Genomic DNA, 20723 nt, shown 5'->3' with positions numbered 1-20723 from the left:
GAGCAACGCCGCACCAGTACGCTGGCGGAACTGGAACCGCCAGCCGGCTGCCGAAGTGTGGCGATCAGCTTGCAGCAGTGCAAATTCGAGTGCTTGGAAAACCGAACCCGTCGCGGTGGTCGCCCTCCGTGCGACCGAGGATCGCAACACGCTGGGCGAATCTGAGGCAGCGGCGGCTCGTGGGCTGGCGGTCGCCCTCCAGGGCGACCGAAGAATCGCAACCACGAGGTCAACCTGCTGTTCGGGGACCTAATGTGAGTCTGCCGGTCATCCCCAAGGGGTGACCGGCTATCGCAAGCGCTACCAGCCGATCACCCCGTACACGGCCGTGCAGTTGGCGGTAGCCCTCCGGGGCGATGGAGGATCGCGACCACGGCAGGCCCTGGGCGTACTGCACAGAGGCCAGCAGTGGCGGTCGGTCTCAGAGCAACCGAGGATCACAACGTCTCAAAGTCCCACGCTCACGTCTGCATCTCGGACCTGGCGGTCGCCTCCCGGGACGATGGAGAATCGCAACATGGTGATCAGCGGGCGACCCTCCTCCACGGCGGACGCTGGCGGTCGCCGTCCGGGGCAACCGAGGATCGCAACATCGCATAGTAGATGTCGATCATGTCGCCGGACGCGGCTGGCGGTCGCCCTTTGGGGCGACCGCGGATCGCAATGGCTACGGCCTGTGGCTACTCATCCTGACTGGAGTCGGTCGGCTGGCGGTCGCCCTCCAAGCGACCGAGAATCGCAACCACCCGGAGATCATGGGGGATGAGTCCCTGGACTCACTGGCGGTCACCCTCCGGGGCGACCGAGGATCGCAACCAAATTCAGCGCTGGATCGTAATTCCGCAAGGTCAGACTGGCGGCCGCCCCTCGGGGCGGCCGAGGATCGCAATCCCAAGGGTGGCGGCGGCAAGGTCATCCCAGTCACGTCTGGCGGCCGCCTTCTGCGGCGACCGAGAATCGAAACAACCAGCACAAGGACTACGCGCAACGGAACCGCCGGCGGTCGCCCTCCGGGGCGACCCGGATTCGCAACGGCGGCATAGTTGCCTCCTGGGGCAACGAAGGCACGCGGCGGCCATCCCTACGATGGCCGAGGATCGCAACCCCGCAGTGCTCATGCCAGCGAAGGTCGTGCACGGCTGTGGCGGTCGTCCTCTGGGACAACGCAAATGCGTCGAGTCCACTGGGGTCGATGCGACCCGCGGGGTGATGTTCTCCGGCGCAATCGGTCCGCTACTGGTCCGTGTGGAACTCCACCGGATGTCAGAGAGTGACGAGAAGAACCCAACACGTTACATTGGGTAGCTATCGCGTCGGGTTGCCTGGAGCGCAACGATGCCTCCAGGTAACCGACTTCAGGCTCTAGAAGAACCCAAGCTTCTTCGGACTGTATGAAACAAGAACGTTCTTCGTCTGCTGGTAGTGGTCGAGCATCATCTTGTGCGTCTCGCGCCCTATCCCCGACTTCTTGTAGCCGCCGAACGCCGCGTGCGCCGGGTACGCGTGGTAGCAGTTGGTCCAGACGCGGCCCGCCTTGATCTCGCGGCCCAGGCGGTAGGCCGTGTTGCCGTCGCGGGTCCAGACGCCCGCGCCGAGGCCGTACAGCGTGTCGTTGGCGATCTTCAGGGCCTCGTCGACCGAGTCGTACGTCGTGACCGAGACGACCGGGCCGAAGATCTCCTCCTGGAAGATCCGCATGTCGTTGGTGCCGCGGAAGATGGTCGGCTCGATGTAGTAGCCGCCCTCCAGACCGGGAACCGCGCGGGGATTGCCGCCCGTGACGACCTCCGCGCCCTCCTTCCTGCCGATGTCGAGGTAGGAGAGGATCTTCTCGTACTGGTCGTTGCTCGCCTGTGCGCCGATCATGGTCGCCGGGTCCAGCGGGTCGCCGCCGACGATGGCCCGGGTGCGTTCGACGCAGCGGGCCATGAAGTCGTCGTAGATGGAGGAGGGGATGAGGGCGCGGGACGGGCAGGTGCAGACCTCGCCCTGGTTGAGGGCGAACATCACGAAGCCCTCGACCGCCTTGTCCAGGAAGTCGTCGTCGGCGGCCATGACGTCGGGCAGGAAGATGTTGGGGCTCTTGCCGCCCAGTTCCAGGGTGACGGGGATGATGTTCTCGCTCGCGTACTGCATGATCAGGCGGCCCGTCGTGGTCTCGCCGGTGAACGCCACCTTGGCCACCCGCGGGCTGGACGCCAGCGGCTTGCCCGCCTCCACGCCGAAGCCGTTGACGACGTTGACCACGCCCGGCGGGAGCAGGTCGGCGATCAGGTCGATGACGTAGAGCAGGCTGACCGGGGTCTGCTCGGCCGGTTTGATGACGACGCAGTTGCCCGCGGCCAGGGCCGGGGCCAGCTTCCATGTGGCCATGAGGATCGGGAAGTTCCACGGGATGATCTGCCCGACCACCCCCAGCGGCTCGTGGAAGTGGTACGCGACGGTGTCGGCGTCGATCTCCGCGATGCTGCCCTCCTGCGCGCGGACGACTCCGGCGAAGTACCGGAAGTGGTCCACGGCCAGCGGGATGTCGGCGGCCAGGGTCTCGCGGACCGGCTTGCCGTTCTCCCACGTCTCGGCGACCGCGATCTTCTCCAGGTTCTGTTCGATGCGGTCCGCGATCCTGTTCAGGATGTTCGCGCGCTCCGTCGTGGACGTACGGCCCCACCGGTCGGCCGCGCGGTGGGCGGCGTCCAGGGCGAGGTCGACGTCGGCCGCGGTGGAACGGGCGACCTCGCAGAAGACCTTGCCGGTCACGGGCGTCGGGTTCTCGAAGTAGCGGCCCTCGACGGGCGCTGTCCAGTCGCCGCCGATGAAGTTGTCGTAGCGGCGGGCGAAGGTGACGATGCTGCCTTCGGTTCCTGGCTGCGCATACACCATGGCGGCTCTCCTCGGTGAAGGGCGGTGCGGGACGGGTTGCGACGTCCCTCACTGTGCTCCCGGGAGGTTGGCGCAAGGTTGGCGCCGCGGGACGCGGAGCGTCAGTCGCGCAGGGACGCCGTCAGCCGGCCTCGCGCGATCGCGCGGCGCGTGTCGTCCGGGCCGAGCAGCCGCAGCGCGTGCTCGTGTACCTCGGCGTCGTACGGAACCCGTTCGCCGTAGCGAAGAGCGTGCTCCGGGCGCGTGCTCGCCAGTACGGCCTCGCGTACCGCCACTTCGAGGCGCGTGCGCCACTCCTCGATGCCGGGGGCCTCGGAGCGGGGGAGGAGCGGGCCGCCCCAGCGGCGCAGCGCGGTGTCCGTGTCGCCCTGCTCCAGCGCGCGCAGGACGTCGGCGGCGTCGCAGGACACCGGGGCGGTGAGGGCGTAGTGGCGGGGGGATATCGCACCGCCCAGCGCCCGGCGCAGGTGGGATATCTCCGCCTTGAAGGTGGAGGACGTGACCGGACGGTCGCCGTAGAGGGCTGCCCGCAGCCGCTCGGGGGAGAAGCCGCCGGGTTCGAGTGCGAGGAGGGTGAGGATCTCCAGCTGGCGGGGGCGCAGGGGGAGTGGCCGCCCGTGGTGCACGGCTTGTTCGGAGCCCAGGCACGTGAGCCGCAGCCGGCCCGGGCGGGGCGCCTCGGTGCTCAGGCGGGCCTCGATCGTCGACACCAGCGTGCGGACGGTGGACATCGCCAGGGGGTGCGAGCGGTCCCAGGTCGTGGACAGGTCCAACACGCCGAGGACGCGGCCGTCCCGGTCGCGTACGGGGGCGCAGTAGCAGACCCAGCCGTGCAGGGCGGACACCAGGTGCTCGGCCGAGAAGACGGAGCTGGGGCGGCCGGTGCGCAGGGCGAGGGAGAGCGCGTTGGTGCCCATGGCCTGCTCGTCCCAGCGGCCGCCCGGCGCGAAGTTGACCCGCTCGGCCCGGCGGCGCATGGCCGGGCCGCCGCAGGTCCACAGGATGGTGCCGGCCTCGTCGGTGACCGCGGTGACGAACCCGGCGTCCTCGCCGATGCTGTGGAGTTCCCCGGCGAGGGCGGAGACCGGCCGGTACAGCGGTGAGGACGTCCAGCGCTGGTGCACCTGACCGCCGTCGGTGACCGGGGCGCTGCCCCGGCCCGGGTCCACACTGCCCAGCGAACGCGCCCAGGACTCGGTCACCTCGTGGCGCAGTGCAGCGGTGCCGCCGGGCCGCGCACCCGGGACGCTCAGCCGCGGCACCCAGCGGGACCACTCGTGCTCCAGCACGGCCCTGCGCTGCTTGAGGTCAGGGCGCTGTGACATGGCCTCTCCCTGCCGTTGTACCGGTGTCTCGGCGTGAGGTCAGTGTTACCGGATGCGCGCTCCCCGGTCGAGAATTCCGGCGGACCCGGAACGATGTTCCGCAGGGGTGGCCGGGGCGACCGGCTGGCCTGGAAGTGACATGTGGCCTGGAATCGTCCCCGGTCCTGAACGGGCGACCGCCCGACTGGATGTTTGTCCGGTGCCCGCGTGCCGCCGTACGGGTGACGGGTTCACTCGACCCGACGGACGGGGTCCGGCCCGCGTACCGCCGGTGTGCGGCGCCGCGTTCCCCTGGCATGGACAGCACGGAGACGGTGCGGCGCCTTCCCGGGAACGATGCCGCGCCCCGCTCGTACGCCGAACTAACCGCCGGATACACGGGACATCCGCCGATCTACGCGGCCCTGGTCGCCGAGTGGGAGGCGCGCGGCCACACGGTCCCGGAGCACCGCGACGGCCAGTGGGTCTCCTTCGCCGCGCCGGCCGAGAGTGAGACCTGGACCGCCGTCACCTCGTGGACCGCCGGCCGGCACATGGGCCCGGTCGTCCCCACCGCTCCTCACCCCGCTGCCGGCCGGGCAGGGGCCGGCCCTGGTGGCACCCGTGCTGCCTCCGGCCGCCACCCGGGCGCGGTGGGGCTGCCTTCCGGAGCCCGTCTCACCAGCCGTCCGGGACCGCCGGCTCCGCGCTGACCGGCGCCAGCACCGCGAGGGTTCCACTGGCCTCCCGCAGAGCTGATTCGAGCGTGCCCGGGGTGTGCAGCGTGCCGGTTCCGTCCGGCGGGACGAGCCACTCCAGTCGGCCGGCGGGCCGGTACGGCGGCGGCACGGCGACCCAGGAGCCCCGGCCGACGTGCCGCACGCCGAAGCCGACCCATTCGCTGACCGGGTCGGGCGGCAGGAAGAACCCCACTCTGCGGGCCGCGCAGTCCACCAGGGTGGGGCCGGGCACCTTCAGCGGGTCGCGCCACAGGAGGTCGAGCGCGAGGAGGCCGAGCCGGTCGGGGACGCTGAGTACGTCCCAGTACCGCCCGGCCTCCACGAGCACCGTTCCGGCGCCGTAGTCCCACTCCCGTTTGCACTCCTGAGGGTCCGTGGCGGCCGCGGCGAGCCACTCGACGGCTTGCTTCCACATGACGCTCTGCATGGCCACCCCAGGCACAGTCGACGGCGCCGCGGTCCGGCGCGCGCTGGACACGGCCGGTGACCCGCGGGGTTCCGCGTGCCGCCCGGCCACAGCCATGCTCGTAGATATTTCTACGAGCCGGAAGGGGTGGCGCGGTCTGGCGTTTGTGTCGGGCATGTCCCGGTCGAAAGGGGGCACCCGTAGGTGCGTCCCGTAAGTCCGCGATCAACTTCGTGCGCGTCCATGCCGCCCCGACGGATTCGGCCACCGAAGGGTGTGTGCGACTCGGGGAGAAGCCGAGGAGCGTCGGACTCCGCCGCCGCGGACACGGGTCCGTCAGGCATGCCGTCCGCGCCATCGGCGCAGCGGTGTGCGGGAGGTGTGGACCGGTTCACGAGGGCACGCGGGCGCGATGTGCGGATCCGGGAACTTTGCCTTCACAAAACCTTCCTCCGTGCTGGCCAGAACCCGTCTTGTTGGGTTAACTCCGCAAGCAGCAGGGTGGGTTGAGCACTTGAGCATCAGGAGTCACAAGCGATGCGCTTGGCCCGTGCGACCGACAGCACGGGCATCGACGGGGGAACTGATGACGGGCGCGTGGCCACTGCCGACAGGGTGAGTGGCACCTTCGCGCACCACCCGGAACGTCCCTCCCCCACCGCCTCTTGGTGCCTCCATCGGGTGCCCGATACAGGGACAGGAGGGGGAATGCCGATGAGTGCAGTGAGCGCCGCCAAGCCGACGTATCCCGGTGTCTACGTCGAAGAACTTCCCAGCAGCAGCCGTACCATCTCGACCCTGACCACCTCGGTGACCGCCTTCGTGGGCCACACCCGGCGTGGTCCGCTGAACGAACCGGTACGCGTCACCAGCTTCACCGAGTTCGAGCGCCGCTTCGGGGGCCTGAGTGCCCGCAGCGCCGTCGGCTACGCCGTCCACCAGTTCTTCGGCAACGGCGGCACCGTCGCGGTGATCGTCCGGGTCGCCAAGGCCGGCAGTGGCAAGGCCGCCTGCGTCACGCTGGAGTCCACCGAGGGCCACAGCGAGAGCCGTGTCCTCGCCGTGCACGCCAAGGAGCCCGGCGTGTGGGGCAACGGCCTGCGCGTCGCCGTCGACCACGACACACCCTGCCCCGACGAGACCTTCAACCTGCGCGTCCACGACGCCAAGGGCGAAGCCCGCGAAAGCTTCACCGGTCTGTCCACCGACCCGTCCAGCGGCCGGTACGTGCAGACCGTCGTCAACGCCGGCTCCCGGCTGATCCGCGTCGAGGTCGTCGGCGAGGGCCGCCCCGACCCCTCCGGCACCGTCTCCAGGCCGTTCGGGCACGAGCTGCCCGACCTGGCCGTCGACCTCACCGTAAAGATCGGCGACGTGGAGCGGGAGTTCACCCTCCACGACCCCGACGGCGACGGCGACGCCCCGGCCTCCGTCACCGAGCTGGCGCTGCTTCTGGAGCGCAAACTGCGCGCCCTGCCCGACGCGCCCGGCAAGCACGCCTTCGCCGGCGCCGAGGTCACCGCCTTCGGCCGCCGCGTGCAGGTCGTCGCGGGATCCACCGACCCCGACGATGTCGTGCGCTTCATCGGCGAGTGCGCCAACGACCTGGGCCTGGAGGCCTCCGTCAACCCGCCCGTCTTCCCCCTGGAGGGCGGCGAGGACGGCGAGGCGCCCGGACCGCGCGACCTCATCGGCTCCGAGGCCGACAAGTCCGGTATCCAGGCGCTGCGGGGCGTGGCCGACGTCAACCTGCTCGCGCTGCCCGAACTCGCCGCGTACGAGAAGACCGAGGACGCCCTCACCGTCGTCTCCGCGGCCCAGCGCCTGTGCCAGGAGCGGCGGATCTTCCTCCTCGTCGACGCGCCCGGCACCTGGGTCAGCGTCGACACGGCCCGCGCCGGGCTCGCCGCCTTCGACGCGGTGCGCGGCAACCACGCGGGCCTGTACTTCCCGCACCTGCAGCTCACCGACCCGCTCACGGGCAGGCTGCGCTCCTTCCCGCCGTGCGGCGCCGTCGCGGGCGTCGTCGCCCGGACGGACTCCGAGCGCGGCGTGTGGAAGGCCCCGGCCGGGACCGAGGCACGGCTCGCCGGTGTCCACTCGCTCACGGTCGACCTGACCGACCGCGAGACCGGCCTGCTCAACCCGCTGGGCGTCAACGTCCTGCGCACCTTCCCGGTGACCGGCCCGGTGGTCTGGGGCGCCCGCACCATGGAGGGCTCCGACGCCCTCGACAGCGAGTGGAAGTACGTCCCCGTACGGCGGCTCGCGCTGCACGTCGAGGAGAGCCTCCAACGCGGCCTGCAGTGGGTGGTGTTCGAGCCCAACGACGAGAACCTGTGGCAGCAGATCCGGCTCGCCGCCTCCTCGTACCTGCACACGCTGTTCCGCCAGGGCGCCTTCAAGGGCGGCACGCCCCGCGAGGCCTACTTCGTCAAGTGCGACGGCGACACCACGACCGCCGAGGACATCGAGAACGGCGTCGTCAACGTCCTGGTCGGCATCGCGCCGGTCCGCCCGGCCGAGTTCGTGGTCGTCAGGATTCAGCAGACGTCCGGCCAGTTCGCGCTCTAAGGAACGCTCCAAGGAACCCCTGAGGACATTTCGATGGCAGAGTTCACGGTCAACGCCCATCGCTTCGACCCGTACAAGAACTTCAAGTTCCTGGTCCTGTGGGACGGTCGGACGGTCGCCGGCATCAGCAAGATCAGTCCGCTGAAGCGGACCACGGAGGTCGTCAAGCACCGGCACGGGGGCGACCCCTCCTCCCCGCGCAAGTCGCCGGGCCGCTCCGAGTTCGAGGGCGTCACCCTGGAACGCGGCGTCACGCACGACCCCGAGTTCGACCGCTGGGCCAACAAGGTCTGGCAGGTCGGCGCGGGCCTTGGCTCGGAGGTGTCCCTGGCGGACTTCCGCAAGGACATCGTGATCCAGGTCCTCAACGAGGCCGGGCAGGTCGCCGTCTCGCACAAGCTGTACCGGACCTGGCCGAGCGAGTACCAGGTCCTCGGCGAACTGGACGCCAACGCCAACGCGGTCGCCATCCAGTCCCTGAAGCTCGAATGCGAGGGCTGGGAGCGGGACTACGAGGTGCCCGAGCCGGAGGAGCCCTCGTTCCTCAACCCGGCGTAGGCGCTCCGCCGGGAAGCGCCGCGGTGGGTTCGTGGTTCGTCAGCGGGTTCGTCGTGGCTTGTCGCGCAGTTCCCCGCGCCCTTTTGGGCACGTACTGAACCCGCTGAGACACAGGCACTGGGGGAGGCATGGCCATCACACAGGCGGCCGAGTTCCTGGCCACCTGGGAGACCGGGCTGGCCCAGGCTCCGGCCGGGCGCGCGCTGCTGCTGCACCGGGCCGCCCGGCCGGACCTGGGCGGCGACCAGCAGACGCTGCTGACGCTGCCGGTGGGGGAGCGCGAGGCGGACCTGTTCGCCCTGCGCCAGGCCCTGTTCGGCGAGCGGATGCAGGTGCGCCTGGACTGTCGGGCGTGCGGCGCGGACATGGAGTTCGAGCTGGACGCCGGGGAGTTCGCCCGCACCCTGGCCGACCGGGGGGATCCGCTGGTGCGGGTCGCCGAGGACGGCTGGGAGGTCCAGTTCCGGGTGCCCGGCGTCGCCGACCTGACGGTGGCGGCCCGGGACGCCGACCCGCGCCGGGCCCTGCTGGCCCGCTGCCTCGTCACCGCCGTACGCGACGGACAGCCCGCGTCGGCGGACACGCTGCCCGTCGCCGTACAGCGGCGGATCGCCGAGGCGGCCCAGGCGGCGGACCCCGGCGGCGACGTCGCGCTCACCATCGCCTGCCCCGAATGCGGGGAGGGCACCCGGGCCGAGCTGGACATCGCCTCCTACCTGTGGACCGAACTGGACGCCTGGGCCCGGGACCTCCTGCTCGACGTCCATCTGCTCGCCACCGCGTACGGCTGGAGCGAGCCGGAGATCCTGGCGCTCAGCCCGCTGCGGCGCCGTTACTACCTGGAGCTGTGTGCGGATGTCTGAGTCCACCGCTGGGGGCCGGCCGGAGCCCGACTTCCTCGACCGGCTGCTCGCCCGGCACGCGGCGCCCGCCGTGCAGCGTCCCGGCGTGGTGCGTGTACGGCCGCGACTGGCCGGTCCGTTCGAACGCGTCGAGGCGGTGAAGGCCGCCGCACCGGACCCGGACGGCACCGAGCCGCTGTGGCCCGTCGCCGCCCCGGCCGCCGTCGCCCGGCCGGACAGGGCACGCCGGGCGGGTCGCGAGGTCGTCCGCACGGAACGGGAGCGGACGGTCGTACGGACCGAGCAGGCCCCGGCATCCGTCGAACCCGCGCCTCGTCCGGCCCGGCCGGCCGGATCCGAAGGGCCGCTGCTGCGTCCCGTCACACCGACGGGCCCCGTCCTGCGGCCGGTCCCCGACGCCGCGCGCCGGGCGACGGGCCGGGGCCGTACGGAGCCGGCGGCCCCCACGAACGCGGCGTCCGTGCCGACCCCCCCTGGAGCGGACGCCGCTCCCCCCGCCGCCGTGTCCGCCCCGCTGCTCCCCAGCGCGGCGGACACGGCGGCCGCACGGGATGCCGTCCGGCAGGCGGCGGCCCGGCGCCCCGGCCGCCAGACCGAGCAGGTGGTGCAGGTGCAGATCGGGCGGCTGGAGGTCACGGCGGGCGGGGCGCCTCAGGGCGGAGGCGGCGGGCCCCGGCCACGGGACGCCGAACGCCCCCGGGCCGCGGTGAGCCTGGCGGACTACCTGGCCAGGGGGCGCGAGTGAGCGCCGACCGGCACGCAGATGTACGACGAGAAGCACCAGGACGCGGAGAGGGACCGAGGAACTGACGCCATGAGCAACGCACTTGCCCTCGCCCACGTCACCCAGGCCCTCGCCCTGCTGATCGAGGACAACCTTCCGCCGGACATCGACATCGCGGTGAAGGTCGAGCCGCGCAAACCGCCGGCGGACCCGCCTCTCGAGCCGACCATCACCGTGTTCCTGTACCAGGTCACGCCCAACACCTCGCAGCGCAACAACGACCTGCCGACCAGGGCGTCCGACGGGACGCTCGTCCGGCGGCCGGCCGCCGCGCTCGACCTGCACTACCTGATCAGCGCGTACGGCGAGGAGGCGGAACTGGTCGGGCAGCGCCTGATCGGCTCCGTGGTGCGCACCCTGCACGAGATACCCGTACTCCCCAAGGACATCATCGAACTCGCCGGTCAGCGACCGCACTTGGGCGGGAGCGACCTGGCCGGGGCGGCGCAGCGGGTGCGGTTCACGCCGACCGCGATGGACGTCGACGAGACGTCCAAGCTGTGGGGGATGCTCCACCAGACTCCGTACACGCTGTCCGTCGTCTACCAGGCCGTACTGGTCCTCATCGACGGGCGCGGGACGCCGGTTCCGGCGAAGCCGGTGGAGCGGCCGGAGGTACGGGTGCTGCCGTTCGGGGCGCCGGGCGCGCCGGCGTCGCCGGCTGTGGGGGAGCGGCCCGGGGTCGTTCCGGACGCGAGTGGCGGGGCGCCCTCGCCGGACCGCGTGAACTCTCCCTCGCAGGACAGTGCGAGTTCTCCCTCGCGGGGGACCGCGGAGTCTTCTGACGTGCCTGCGAAGGCCGTAGCCAGGGCGGCGGCGAAAGCGCCGGCGAAGGCGGCTCGGGGCCGCAAGCCGGCACAGCCGGCCAGGGCCCTGAAGAAGACGTCCGCCAAGTCGGCCAAGTCCGCGCAGGTCCGGCCGGCGGCGGAGAACACGGACGGCGACGAGGACACGGAGAACTGAGACACATGGGAGCGACGGGGGCAGGTGAGGACATGGGAGCGCACGGTACGGCCGCGGCGGGGGCGACGGCTGCCGCCGCGCCGGGCGCCGGCACGACGCTGACGGCCGAGATCCGGCGTGTCCTGGCCCGCGTCGACGCTCATGCGGGTCGGGCCGTGGGGGCGGAGCTCGGTGACGCGGCCTCGGGTCGCGGCTCGGGGCCGGGGTCCGGCGGTGCGGGTGTGGGGCGCGCCACGGGGCCGGGGTCCGGCGGTGCGGGTGTGGGGCGCGCCACGGGGCCGGGGTCCGGCGGTGCGGGTGTGGGGCGCGCCACGGGGCCAGCGTCCGGCGGTGCGGGTGGAGGCCGCGCCACGGATCCAGGAGCCGGCGGCACAGCAGCGCGGCGCGCCTCGGAGGATTCCGACGGCACTGCTCTGCAGGGCCGCGAGGGCACCGCTGTGCAGTGCCCCGATGGCACCGCCGCGCGGCATTCCCAGGGCACCGTTCCGCGGGACTCCGATGACACCACCGCGCGGGGCCGTGTCGGTACCTCGCCTGAGGGGCGCGGCACCGCGCAGGCCCCCGTGCCCGAGGCCGCGGCCGAAGGCCCCGGTGTCGCACCTCTCGACGCCCTTGTCACCTGTTTCGGGCTCACCGCCTTCGAGCGTGAACTCGTGCTGCTCACCGCCGCGCAGGAACTGGAGCCCACGACCGGCGCCCGCTGTGCCGCCGCGAGTGGTGATCCGGAGCGGGCGTACCCGACGTTCTCGCTCGCCCTGGCCGCCCTGGACGAACCGCACTGGAGCGCGCTGCCGCCCGTGTCGCCGTTGCGTCGCTGGCGGATCGTGGAGTTGGACGACGAGTCGCGGCTGACGACCTCCCGGCTCCGGCTCGACGAGCGCATCCTGCACTTCCTGCTCGGCTCGCCCTACCTGGACGCCCGGCTGCACGGCCAGGTGCGCCGCACACCGGTGCCCGACCGGCTGCCACCGTCGTACGACCTGGCCGCGAACGGGGTCGCGGCCGGCTGGACGGACGGCGCCCGCCCCGACGCACCGTTGCTCGTCGAACTGGTCGGCGGCGATCTGCGCAGCCGCGCCGACATCGCGGCCGCCGCGGCCGCGCGTGCCGGGCTCGGGCTGTACGCGCTGAGCGCCCAGGACATCCCCGTAGACCCCGCCGAACGCGACCGGTTCGCCCGGTTGTGGCAGCGGGAGGCGATCCTGCTGCCCGCCGCGCTGCTCGTGGAGTTCGGCGAGCCGGACCGGGAGCAGCAGGCGGCCACGGAGGCGTTCCTGGCCGGGGCCGCCGTGCCGGTCGTCGTGTCGAGCGCCGACCCGCGCCGGACGGACCACCCGCACGGCACCCGGGTGAGCGTGCCGCGTCTGGACGACGAGGAGCAACTCGCTCTGTGGGCGGACGCGTTCAGCGACGTCGCCGATCTGGAGGACAACGAACTGCGGTCCCTGATCGCCCAGTTCCAGCTGCCGCCGCACGTCGTACGGTCCGCCGCCGCGACCGTACGCCGTGAACTGCCCCACGAGGACGAGCTCGACGCCGCGGGCCTGGCCTGGCGGGTCGGCATGGACGAGGCCCGGGTCGGCATGGACGAACTCGGCCGTCGTATCGAACCGCAGGCCGGCTGGGACGACCTCGTGCTGCACGAGCGCCAGACCAGCGTGCTGCGGGAGATCGTCGCGCATGTGCGCCGGCGCGCCGTGGTCCACCAGGAGTGGGGCTTCGCGGCGACCTTGCGCCGCGGCCTCGGCGTCACCGCGCTCTTCGCGGGCGGCTCCGGCACCGGGAAGACCCTGGCCGCCGAGGTGATGGCGAAGGAACTCAGCCTCGACCTGTTCGTCGTCGACCTCTCCCAGGTCGTCAGCAAGTACATCGGCGAGACCGAGAAGAACCTCCGCCGTGTCTTCGACGCCGCCGAACGCGGCGGCGCGCTCCTCCTCTTCGACGAGGCCGACGCCCTGTTCGGCAAGCGCAGCGAGGTCAAGGACAGCCACGACCGGTACGCGAACCTCGAGGTCAGCTACCTGCTGATGCGGATGGAGGCCTACCGCGGCCTCGCCATCCTCACCACCAACATGAAGAAGGCCCTGGACAACGCCTTCCTGCGGCGCATCCGCTTCGTCGTCGACTTCCCCTTCCCGGCCGAGCACGAACGGGCCGAGATCTGGCGCCGCGTGCTGCCGCCGCAGGCCCCGGTGAAGGACATCGACCCTCAACTGCTCGCGCAGCTCACCGTGGCGGGCGGATCGATCCGCAACATCGCCCTGTCCGGCGCGTTCCTAGCCGCCGAGGAGGGCGAGGCGCTCCAGATGCGGCACATGCTCGCAGGGGCCCGCACCGAATACCTCAAGCTGGAACGCTCCTTGACGCCGACGGAGGTCCGCGGATGGGTGTGACGCCCAAGGGTGTGAGCCAGACCGGTGTGACGCAGACCGGTGGAACACAGACAGGTGGAACTCAGACCGGCGGGACGCCGATGGGTGGGGCACCGACGCCGCGCGAGATCCGCGTGGAGATCGGCGAGCTGGTCCTCGACGGTTTCCGCGTCGACCCCGACCGGGTGTCGGCCGCCTTCGAGCACGAGCTGACCCGGCTGGTCCGTGAGCGCGGCGTGCCCGCCGACGGCCCCTGGACGGCCGACGTCCTGTCCGGCCTGCCGCCGCTGCCCGCCGGCCTGTCCGCACGCCGCCTCGGGCAGGAACTGGCGCGCGCCGTGCACGAGGGCCTGTGCGGCCGCGGGGAGGTGACGTCGTGAGCAACTCCCCGACCCAGGACAGCCGTTCCGAGCAGTCCGCCGAGCGGCGCCGGCGCAAGCGCAAGGAGCGGACGGCCAAATCCCGTGCACCCGAGCCGAAGGACATCGTCAGCGGCGCGGGCCAGCCGCTCGACCCCGGCGTACGACGCGAGCTGGAGGAGCGCCTCGGGCACGACCTGAGCCGCGTACGCCTGCACACGGGCCGGGACGCCGGTCAGCTGGCGGGCCTGCTCGGCGCGGATGCGGTCGCCGTCGGCCAGGACATCTTCTTCGGCGAGGGGGCGTACCGGCCGGGCACGGACGAGGGCCGCCGCCTGCTCGCCCACGAACTCCTGCACACCGTCCAGAACCCGCACGGCCTCGGCGCCCTGCGCGCCGGGCGAGACCTGGGCGCGGTGAGCCTGCCGCAGCAGGCCATCGAGCGGGAGGCCGAGTCGGCAGCCCAGGACCTGGTGCGCGACCCGGAACCCGGGCCGGACTTGGCCGCGGACCTCGACCAGGCGCAGGCCACCCCCGGCTGGCTCCGCTACGCGACCGTCGACGCCGACCGCCGCCGCATGGAGCAACTGGACCCCGCGACCCTCGTCGACCGCCTCGCCAACGGTCTCCTGCGTTCCCTGCGCGGCGACCCGGAGGACCGGTCGGGGCGCGTGCGGATCCAACTGGCCCGCATGGCGCCCGAGGTGCAGGACAGCGTCCTGGACCGGCTGGAACTGTGGCTGCCCGCCCCGGTCGTCGACCGGCTGCTGGAGGGCGTGGAGGAGACGGAGCAGTCGGGCCCGCTGCCGATGGATGCCGCCGCGGCTCCCCTCGCCGTTCCCGGTGCGGCGGAGGAGATCGAGGAGGAACGCGCCCGCGAGGACTCCGAGACGGAGCGCGTCCCGGAGCAGGGCGAACGGCCGAACGAGCCCGGCAAGCCCGGCGGGACACCGCAGGATGGCCGGCCCGAGCCCGGCGGCAGCCGGGAAGAGGACGCCGGGGACCAAGGTGACGGATCCGCCTTCGGCGACGCCGGCCAGGAGAACGCCCAGGGCGGCGCGGGCTCGGCCGCGCGGCAGCAGGAGGGCTCGAAGGACGAGCAGGAGCGCGCCCAGGACCAGCAGGAGGACAAGGACGCCTCCGGCCGGGACGCCGAGAAGGAAGCCGCCGACGAACGCAAGGACGCCTCGGACACCGAAAGCGATCAGCAGGACCAGGACAAGCAGGACGAGCGCGACGCCGAGGAGGACACGGGAGGTCCCGAGGACGAGGCCGCCCAGGAGCCAGAGAAGCAGGCCGGCGGGCAGGAGCAGCGCGAGGACGAGGGCGCGCCCGAGGCGAACCGCCGGCAGGCCCCTGCCCCGGGCACCGTCGACCGCAGCGGCGCCGAGCCCGGCGAGAAGTCCCGGACCGGAGGGGACACCGGAGCGGCCCGTGCGGTGGGCGACCCGGAGAACGAACAGGACGCGGACGACGAGCCGTTGGGACTGGACGCGGAGTCCGAGCAGGACGATAGGGAGCGGGAGGCGGGGGAGGACACGGCCGGGGCGGCCGGCGCGCAGCCCGTGCCCGATGTCGACCTCGTCGGCTACACGGACGCCGCGAAGAACCCGAACCTCGTCGAGGAGCGGCGTAAGGGTACGGCCCCTCTGCCCAGCCTGTCGTCCGCCTCCGGCGCCGCGGCGCCGGAGGCGGGATCGCAGGAGGCCACGCCCGACACCCCCGGGGACGCAGCGGCGCGCTCCGAGGAGGAGGGAAGCAGCGGCGAGTCCTTCGAGGATCTCCTGAGCGGCACGGCCGACGGGCAGCAGACCGATCCGTCCGCAATCGGCGGCGGCCTACGTGTGGCGTCTCCCGGTGCGGCCTCGACGGCGGATGCCACCGGGACGGACCCGGACCGGGCGCAGTCGGACGAACGCAAGGAGGACGCCGAGGCCGCGCGGCGCGACGAGGAGGCCAGGGCCTCCGACGCCGCTGCGGGCGGGGCGCCCGCGGGGCCCGGGGAGACCGCCGCGCCGGACCAGTTGGCCAAGGCGGGCGAGGACGCCCGTGCGCAGGGCGCCGGTTCGCCGTCGGGCGCCGGCACGGAGAAGGGCGGCGGCGAGAGCCAGACTCAGAGCGCCAAGAGGCCGGAAGCGGGAGCTCCCGACCGCAGCGGCGGCAAGGAGGCCGACTCCGGGGTCGGGAAGGGCAAGGACCAGCAGGCCGACCAGCCCGAGACCGGCTCGGCGAACGGCCGGGGTGAGGGCGCGGGGGACCGGGGGGCGACGGCTCCCGCACCCGAAACGTCACCCGGCGGCGGCCAGGAAGCTACCGAAGGCAAGGGCCAGGCCACCACTCCCGGCCCGGAGAGCGGCCCGGACAAGGTCTCCACCCCGGGACCCGCGAGCGCGCCCAAACTGGCACCGGGCAACGGACCTTCGCCCATGGCCGCAGGCCCCGAAGCGAAGACCAACACGGCCAAAGCCGCCGAGTCCCCGGGATCCGGCGGAGCATCGGGCGGTTCCACGGGCTCGCGCTCCCGCCCGGCGGGCAGCAAGCGCCAGGCGGCACGAAAGGCCGCGAAGACCGCCTCACGCCGGGGCGGCGGCGGAGGCGGCGGCCGCAAGTCCCCGGCGCCCGCACCCGTCCGCTCCGGCGGCCGCACCGCCGCATCCGGCGGATCCAAGGCCAAGGCCAAGAAGGAGGCTCCGGCCCCGGACGTCTCCAACGCCACCCCCGAGTCCGGCCTGTCTACGGCCGCGGGGCTCAAGCCGCATCAGGCACTGGAGACGCTCAAGGGCGTCGGCAGCGCGGTCGGCCGCTCGGTCGACAAGGAGCGCACGACCCTGCGCAAGGCGCCGCCGAAGATGCAGCGGCCCTCCGGCTCCCCGCGCACCGTCCCCGGTGGCCCGCAGGCGGCGGCCCCGGGCACGTACACGAACGCCAAGGTCGCCCGTACGGACGCGGCACACGGCAAGACACCCGAGATCGGCGGCGAACAGAAACCGGAAGGCGAAGTCCCGGGCGCGAACGTGCCGGAGCCGAGCTGGTGGGACATCGCCGTCACCATCGGCGCCCAGCTGTTCGGGAAGCTCCTGAAGGAGGTTCTCCCGCTCGACGACCTGATCGACTCCATCCTGGGGCTGCCGACCAAGGACGAGGGGCTGCAGAACGCCCGGGTGGGCGACGCCCCGAGGCTTCCGCTGGAGAACGACTCGGACCCGCAGCGCACCGACGAGCAGGGTCAGAAGCTCGACGAGCGGAAGAACGAACTGCACCGGTCGGGACGTGACGACGCGGCCCGCCCGATGGGCGAGGACCAGATCTATCCCGACGTGCCCAAGGAGACCCTGACCGGCAAGGTCTCCGGCGAGAAGAAGACGGCGAAGGGCGGCGGCGCGCGCTCGGTGTCCGGCGGCGGAGTGCCGATCGAGTCCGCCTCCGCCGTGGCCGAGCACGACCGGGGCCCGCAGATTCAGGCGGGCTTCTCCCAGGGCCGCGACAAGATGGGCCAGGAGCGCCAGGCCAAGGACAAGAAGGCCACGGACGACCGCAAGCAGCACGACCAGGCCCTCCGGAAGGAGGTCTCCGCCAGCGGCAAGAAGCAGTCCGACGCCCGCGAGAAGGGCCGTTCCGACATCGCCGGCTCACGGGACCAGTGGCGCAAGGAGCAGGACGACAAGGTCTCGGAGATCGACGACAAGAAGGGCAAGAAGTACGACAAGGTCCGCGACGACATCAAGAAGAAGGAGGAGGACACCGACAAGGACGTCGACAAGCGGACCGAGGACGACAACAAGAAGATCGACGACGAGCAGACCAACGCCGAGATGGAGGCGGAGAAGAAGCAGGAGGACGGCAAGGACGACGCCGACAACTGGCTCGAAGAGGCCATCGAGAAGCTGAAGGAGTTCTTCGAGGAGCTCAAGAACGCCATCAAGGCCGTCTTCGAGAAGGCCCGCCAGAACGTCACCGACCTCATCGACCAGTTCAAGCAGCAGGTCTTCAAGCTCATCGACGACGCCCGCAACTGGGTCATCGACCAGATCAACACCTTCGCGGACGTCCTGATCGCTCTCGGCGACGAGCTCCTCGCCGACTACCCGGCGATGCGCGACAAGTGGCGCGACACCATCGACGGTGCGCGCGACTGGGCCGTGCAGAAGGTCAACGAGTTCGCCGACGCGCTCAAGGAAGTCGCCGGAAAGCTCCTCGACGATCTGTGCGGCGCGCTCCAGGCGGGCCTCGACCTACTGGAAGGCGGCCTGCTGGCAGCGGTCGACATCGCGGAGACGGTCACGGTCGGCGCGCTGGAGTTCGGTGCCGCCGCGGTGGCCGCGCTCGGCGAGTGGGCGGCCATCTTCAACGACATCGTCTCCGACCCGGGCGACTGGATCAGCAAGGCCGGCGCCGCCGCGGAGACGGGCGCCAAGGAGCACCTCTTCGAGGAGACCAAGGCTGCCGTCAAGGCCTGGTTCGACCAGAAGGTCCAGGAGATCATCGGCATCCCGATGGAGGACTTCCAGGAGCTGATCTCCGGCGGGGTCACCGTCGAGCAGATGGCACAGATGGCCTGGGACGAGGCAGTGCCCCAACTCCCGGTCATCATCGGCGTGCTGGTCGTGGAAAAGGTCGTCGCCAAGCTCATCCCCGGCGCGGGCTGGGTCGCGGCCATCATCGACGCCCTCCAGATCGCCTGGGGCGCCCTCAGCGAAATCCTCGCCGCTTTCGGCCTGTTCATGGACTTCCTGAAGTCGGTCAAGAGCGGCAACGGAGCCCTCCCCTTCGCCAAGGCGGTCGCGGCCGGAGTCGTCGCGCTCCTTGAGCTGATCTACGAGTTCCTCATCGAGGGCGTCAGCCGCTTCCTGGGCAAGGTGGCCGAACGGCTCGGCGACATGCTCAAGGGCCTGCGCAGGAAGAAGAACAAGCCGGGTGAGTCCGACGCCCCGTCCCCGCCGGACGCCCCCACCAAGCCCAAGGACGAAAGCCCGGCCCAGACAGACGACCGCACCCCGACGCCGGACCGCCCGGCGGACCGCACGGACGACAGGCCGACCGACCGCCCGTCGACGCCGCGCAAGCCGTCCCGGGACGAGACCTCCCGCCCGCCGTCGAGGCCCCGCCCCGGAAAGCGCTCCACGCCGGAGAAGAAGCGACGCCCTGCCCACACCACCCGCCCGAAGAAGCGCCGCGACGACGACGAACGCCGCGACGAGGGCCGAGAGGTGAATGCCGCCCGCAAGCGGATGCGGGACGCGGAACGGCGGATGAAGGGCGATGACAGTCGCGACCGCCGCGAAACCCCGACCCGCCGCGGCCCGGCCCGCGACCCCCTGCGCCCCGACCGCCGCCGCGACGCGAACGACCGCGATCGTGACCGCGGCCTCAAGGACACACGTCCGGACGACCGCCGGCGGGACGACGGCCGCCCCGGCAACGACCGCCGTGACGACGACAGGCGCCGCGACACCGGCAAGGACCGCCCCCGCCGCCGCCCGGGCCGCCGTGCCCGCCAGACCATCAAGTCGGCCGTCAACCGCGCTCGCCGCGCCACCGGCAAGCTTTTCGGCAAGGCACGCCGCAAGCTCGGCAACCGCCTGAACGACAGGCTTCGCAAGGTGCGAGAGCAGCGGCGCCTGAGGAACGACCGGGACCGGTCACGCGATCGCCACAGGGACCGCATGCGGGACCGCGACAAGCAGGCGTGGCAGCAGGGGAAGAAGGACTACGAGCTGCCTTCCGTCCGCTTCCGTGCTGTGGACGGGGCCATGCACACGCTGCTCTTCGACGGCAAGGGCAAGAGCGGCGACCTGGCCATGCGGAGCACCCTGGCCGCGATCACGTCGTACATCAGCGACTGGGAACGGGAGAACAACACGCGCCCGATCGCGCAACAGCAGCAGCTGCGGGCTGACCAGGAGAAAGCCCGGAAGCAGGCGGAAGCGTTGCGCGAGAGCGCGGAGAGGGCCCAGGGCCGTCTCCCGGACCGCGAGACCAGCAACAGCGGGTACACCCGGCGCACAAGACGGCAGACGTACGGAGAACCGATCTTCCAGGGTGGCGGGCAGGCCGGTATCGAGGCGCAACTGACCGCTCTCAGGGCACTGATGGAGCAACTGGCGACCGCCTTGGAGCAGCGTTCACGAGGCGGGGACGAGCCGCCGCTGCCGGACACCACTCTGCCGGTGTTCTCCGACGGCGACACCGCGAAGTCTTTCAAGGCGCATTACATCCAGAACAAAACACCGGTCGGCACGGAAGCCAACCATCGCCCGGAAGCATGGCCTTTGGGCTGGGACCGGGCTGTCGCGGAGGGCATCACCGCGAGAGGCGACTGGGTGCGCATGCACATGCTCACCGCAGTCCTGGGCGGTCATGCCTCGACGTCGAACCTGGCGCCGGCCCTCCGGGCGGACAACATCGACGCCAGAGAGAAGGCCGAACATCCCGCCGCGCGCGCGATCGGAAAGAAGTCCGGGTGGGCCGGTCAACTCGAGAGAATGGTCTGGTACGACGTCAACATCACCATGCGGAGCAACTATCCGGGATATCCCAGTGCCGTAGACATGCATTGGGGAACCTACGAGTACCCCAATGGGCACTGGCAGCGGAGGAGCCGGCCGGGCGGGTCCTGGACCACGGGTAAATTCGACCCGCCTCCGTGGCAAGCAACCGGAAACACGCCACTCTCGGTCAACCTGAACCAGGCCACGTACAAGGAAATAATCGCGATATCAAAGCTGAATACTGCCACTGCCAAAAGAGTTGTCAACCTCCGGGATGCTCAGCCGGGCAAGAAGATCTCGGGAATGGCTGACCTCAAAACCAAACTGGAGGACCAGGCGAAAAGCGCTCCCGCGCTGGCTGCGGCGAAGAGGATAATTGCGGTCCTGGAGGAGGCCGAAAAGGCCAAGAGGCTGTACTTCAGGTAGGTCATG

Annotated in this window: 12 protein-coding genes; 9 read left to right on the top strand and 3 right to left on the bottom strand. The window is 71.6% G+C overall.

The window, feature by feature from the left end:
• Nucleotides 1-1362: 1362 nt before the first annotated feature.
• Together adh and ACFY9S_RS36900 are read right to left on the bottom strand one after the other, a co-directional pair.
• A complete protein-coding gene (adh, locus tag ACFY9S_RS36905; RefSeq protein ID WP_391137745.1) occupies nucleotides 1363-2880 on the bottom strand; it encodes an aldehyde dehydrogenase in 1518 nt (505 codons plus the stop codon).
• A gap of 101 nt (nucleotides 2881-2981) precedes the next feature.
• Nucleotides 2982-4205: a GAF domain-containing protein gene (locus tag ACFY9S_RS36900; RefSeq protein ID WP_391137743.1), complete on the bottom strand. Its 1224-nt coding sequence runs from the start codon at nucleotides 4203-4205 to the stop codon at nucleotides 2982-2984.
• 296 nt (nucleotides 4206-4501) lie between these two features.
• Between ACFY9S_RS36900 and ACFY9S_RS36895 the strand changes: the two genes are divergently transcribed.
• The gene (locus ACFY9S_RS36895; protein WP_391137740.1) at nucleotides 4502-4897 is read left to right on the top strand and encodes a hypothetical protein; all 396 of its coding nucleotides are present in this window, start codon (nucleotides 4502-4504) and stop codon (nucleotides 4895-4897) included.
• On the opposite strand, the gene ACFY9S_RS36890 is transcribed toward ACFY9S_RS36895, so the two are convergent.
• Nucleotides 4863-5351: a hypothetical protein gene (locus ACFY9S_RS36890; RefSeq protein WP_391137737.1), complete on the bottom strand. Its 489-nt coding sequence runs from the start codon at nucleotides 5349-5351 to the stop codon at nucleotides 4863-4865. The two genes, ACFY9S_RS36895 and ACFY9S_RS36890, sit on opposite strands and share 35 nt — an antisense overlap.
• A gap of 687 nt (nucleotides 5352-6038) precedes the next feature.
• Here ACFY9S_RS36890 and ACFY9S_RS36885 point away from each other — a divergent pair.
• The 8 genes from ACFY9S_RS36885 to ACFY9S_RS36850 all read left to right on the top strand — a co-directional run bounded on the left by ACFY9S_RS36885 (nucleotide 6039) and on the right by ACFY9S_RS36850 (nucleotide 20717).
• Nucleotides 6039-7904, top strand: coding sequence for a phage tail sheath subtilisin-like domain-containing protein (locus ACFY9S_RS36885; RefSeq protein ID WP_391137734.1), 1866 nt, complete (start codon nucleotides 6039-6041; stop codon nucleotides 7902-7904).
• A 33-nt stretch (nucleotides 7905-7937) separates the two neighbouring features.
• Nucleotides 7938-8462 carry a phage tail protein gene (locus ACFY9S_RS36880; protein WP_102908267.1) on the top strand — a complete coding sequence of 175 codons (525 nt, stop codon included), beginning with the start codon at nucleotides 7938-7940 and terminating at the stop codon, nucleotides 8460-8462.
• A gap of 128 nt (nucleotides 8463-8590) precedes the next feature.
• Nucleotides 8591-9325 carry a hypothetical protein gene (locus ACFY9S_RS36875; RefSeq protein ID WP_391137731.1) on the top strand — a complete coding sequence of 245 codons (735 nt, stop codon included), beginning with the start codon at nucleotides 8591-8593 and terminating at the stop codon, nucleotides 9323-9325.
• The gene (locus tag ACFY9S_RS36870; RefSeq protein WP_391137729.1) at nucleotides 9318-10070 is read left to right on the top strand and encodes a hypothetical protein; all 753 of its coding nucleotides are present in this window, start codon (nucleotides 9318-9320) and stop codon (nucleotides 10068-10070) included. Before ACFY9S_RS36875 ends, ACFY9S_RS36870 begins: the two co-directional genes overlap by 8 nt.
• Before the next feature lie 69 nt (nucleotides 10071-10139).
• The gene (locus ACFY9S_RS36865) at nucleotides 10140-11072 is read left to right on the top strand and encodes a Pvc16 family protein (RefSeq protein ID WP_391137726.1); all 933 of its coding nucleotides are present in this window, start codon (nucleotides 10140-10142) and stop codon (nucleotides 11070-11072) included.
• Nucleotides 11073-11635: 563 nt separating this feature from the next.
• The gene (locus ACFY9S_RS36860; RefSeq protein WP_391137723.1) at nucleotides 11636-13465 is read left to right on the top strand and encodes an AAA family ATPase; all 1830 of its coding nucleotides are present in this window, start codon (nucleotides 11636-11638) and stop codon (nucleotides 13463-13465) included.
• Between the two features lie 80 nt (nucleotides 13466-13545).
• Entirely contained in the window at nucleotides 13546-13824 is a 279-nt protein-coding gene (locus tag ACFY9S_RS36855; RefSeq protein WP_391137720.1) for a hypothetical protein, read from the top strand.
• Nucleotides 13821-20717 carry a DUF4157 domain-containing protein gene (locus ACFY9S_RS36850; RefSeq protein ID WP_391137718.1) on the top strand — a complete coding sequence of 2299 codons (6897 nt, stop codon included), beginning with the start codon at nucleotides 13821-13823 and terminating at the stop codon, nucleotides 20715-20717. The genes ACFY9S_RS36855 and ACFY9S_RS36850 overlap by 4 nt, the downstream gene beginning before the upstream one ends.
• The last annotated feature ends 6 nt before the right edge of the window (nucleotides 20718-20723 follow it).

The sequence above is a fragment of the Streptomyces sp. NPDC012474 genome (assembly GCF_042955185.1).
Taxonomy (GTDB): domain Bacteria; phylum Actinomycetota; class Actinomycetes; order Streptomycetales; family Streptomycetaceae; genus Streptomyces; species Streptomyces cahuitamycinicus.
Note: the sequence above shows the minus strand (reverse complement) of the source record. Positions and strands in the feature narration are given on the sequence as shown.

Bases quoted from the DNA above. Each gene is read 5' to 3' on its own strand.
- ACFY9S_RS36890 (WP_391137737.1), bottom strand. From the start codon at position 5,351: ATGCAGAGCGTCATGTGGAAGCAAGCCGTCGAGTGGCTCGCCGCGGCC.
- ACFY9S_RS36885 (WP_391137734.1), top strand. From the start codon at position 6,039: ATGCCGATGAGTGCAGTGAGCGCCGCCAAGCCGACGTATCCCGGTGTC.
- ACFY9S_RS36900 (WP_391137743.1), bottom strand. From the start codon at position 4,205: ATGTCACAGCGCCCTGACCTCAAGCAGCGCAGGGCCGTGCTGGAGCAC.
- ACFY9S_RS36865 (WP_391137726.1), top strand. From the start codon at position 10,140: ATGAGCAACGCACTTGCCCTCGCCCACGTCACCCAGGCCCTCGCCCTG.
- adh (WP_391137745.1), bottom strand. From the start codon at position 2,880: ATGGTGTATGCGCAGCCAGGAACCGAAGGCAGCATCGTCACCTTCGCC.
- ACFY9S_RS36870 (WP_391137729.1), top strand. From the start codon at position 9,318: ATGTCTGAGTCCACCGCTGGGGGCCGGCCGGAGCCCGACTTCCTCGAC.
- ACFY9S_RS36880 (WP_102908267.1), top strand. From the start codon at position 7,938: ATGGCAGAGTTCACGGTCAACGCCCATCGCTTCGACCCGTACAAGAAC.
- ACFY9S_RS36895 (WP_391137740.1), top strand. From the start codon at position 4,502: ATGGACAGCACGGAGACGGTGCGGCGCCTTCCCGGGAACGATGCCGCG.
- ACFY9S_RS36875 (WP_391137731.1), top strand. From the start codon at position 8,591: ATGGCCATCACACAGGCGGCCGAGTTCCTGGCCACCTGGGAGACCGGG.
- ACFY9S_RS36855 (WP_391137720.1), top strand. From the start codon at position 13,546: ATGGGTGGGGCACCGACGCCGCGCGAGATCCGCGTGGAGATCGGCGAG.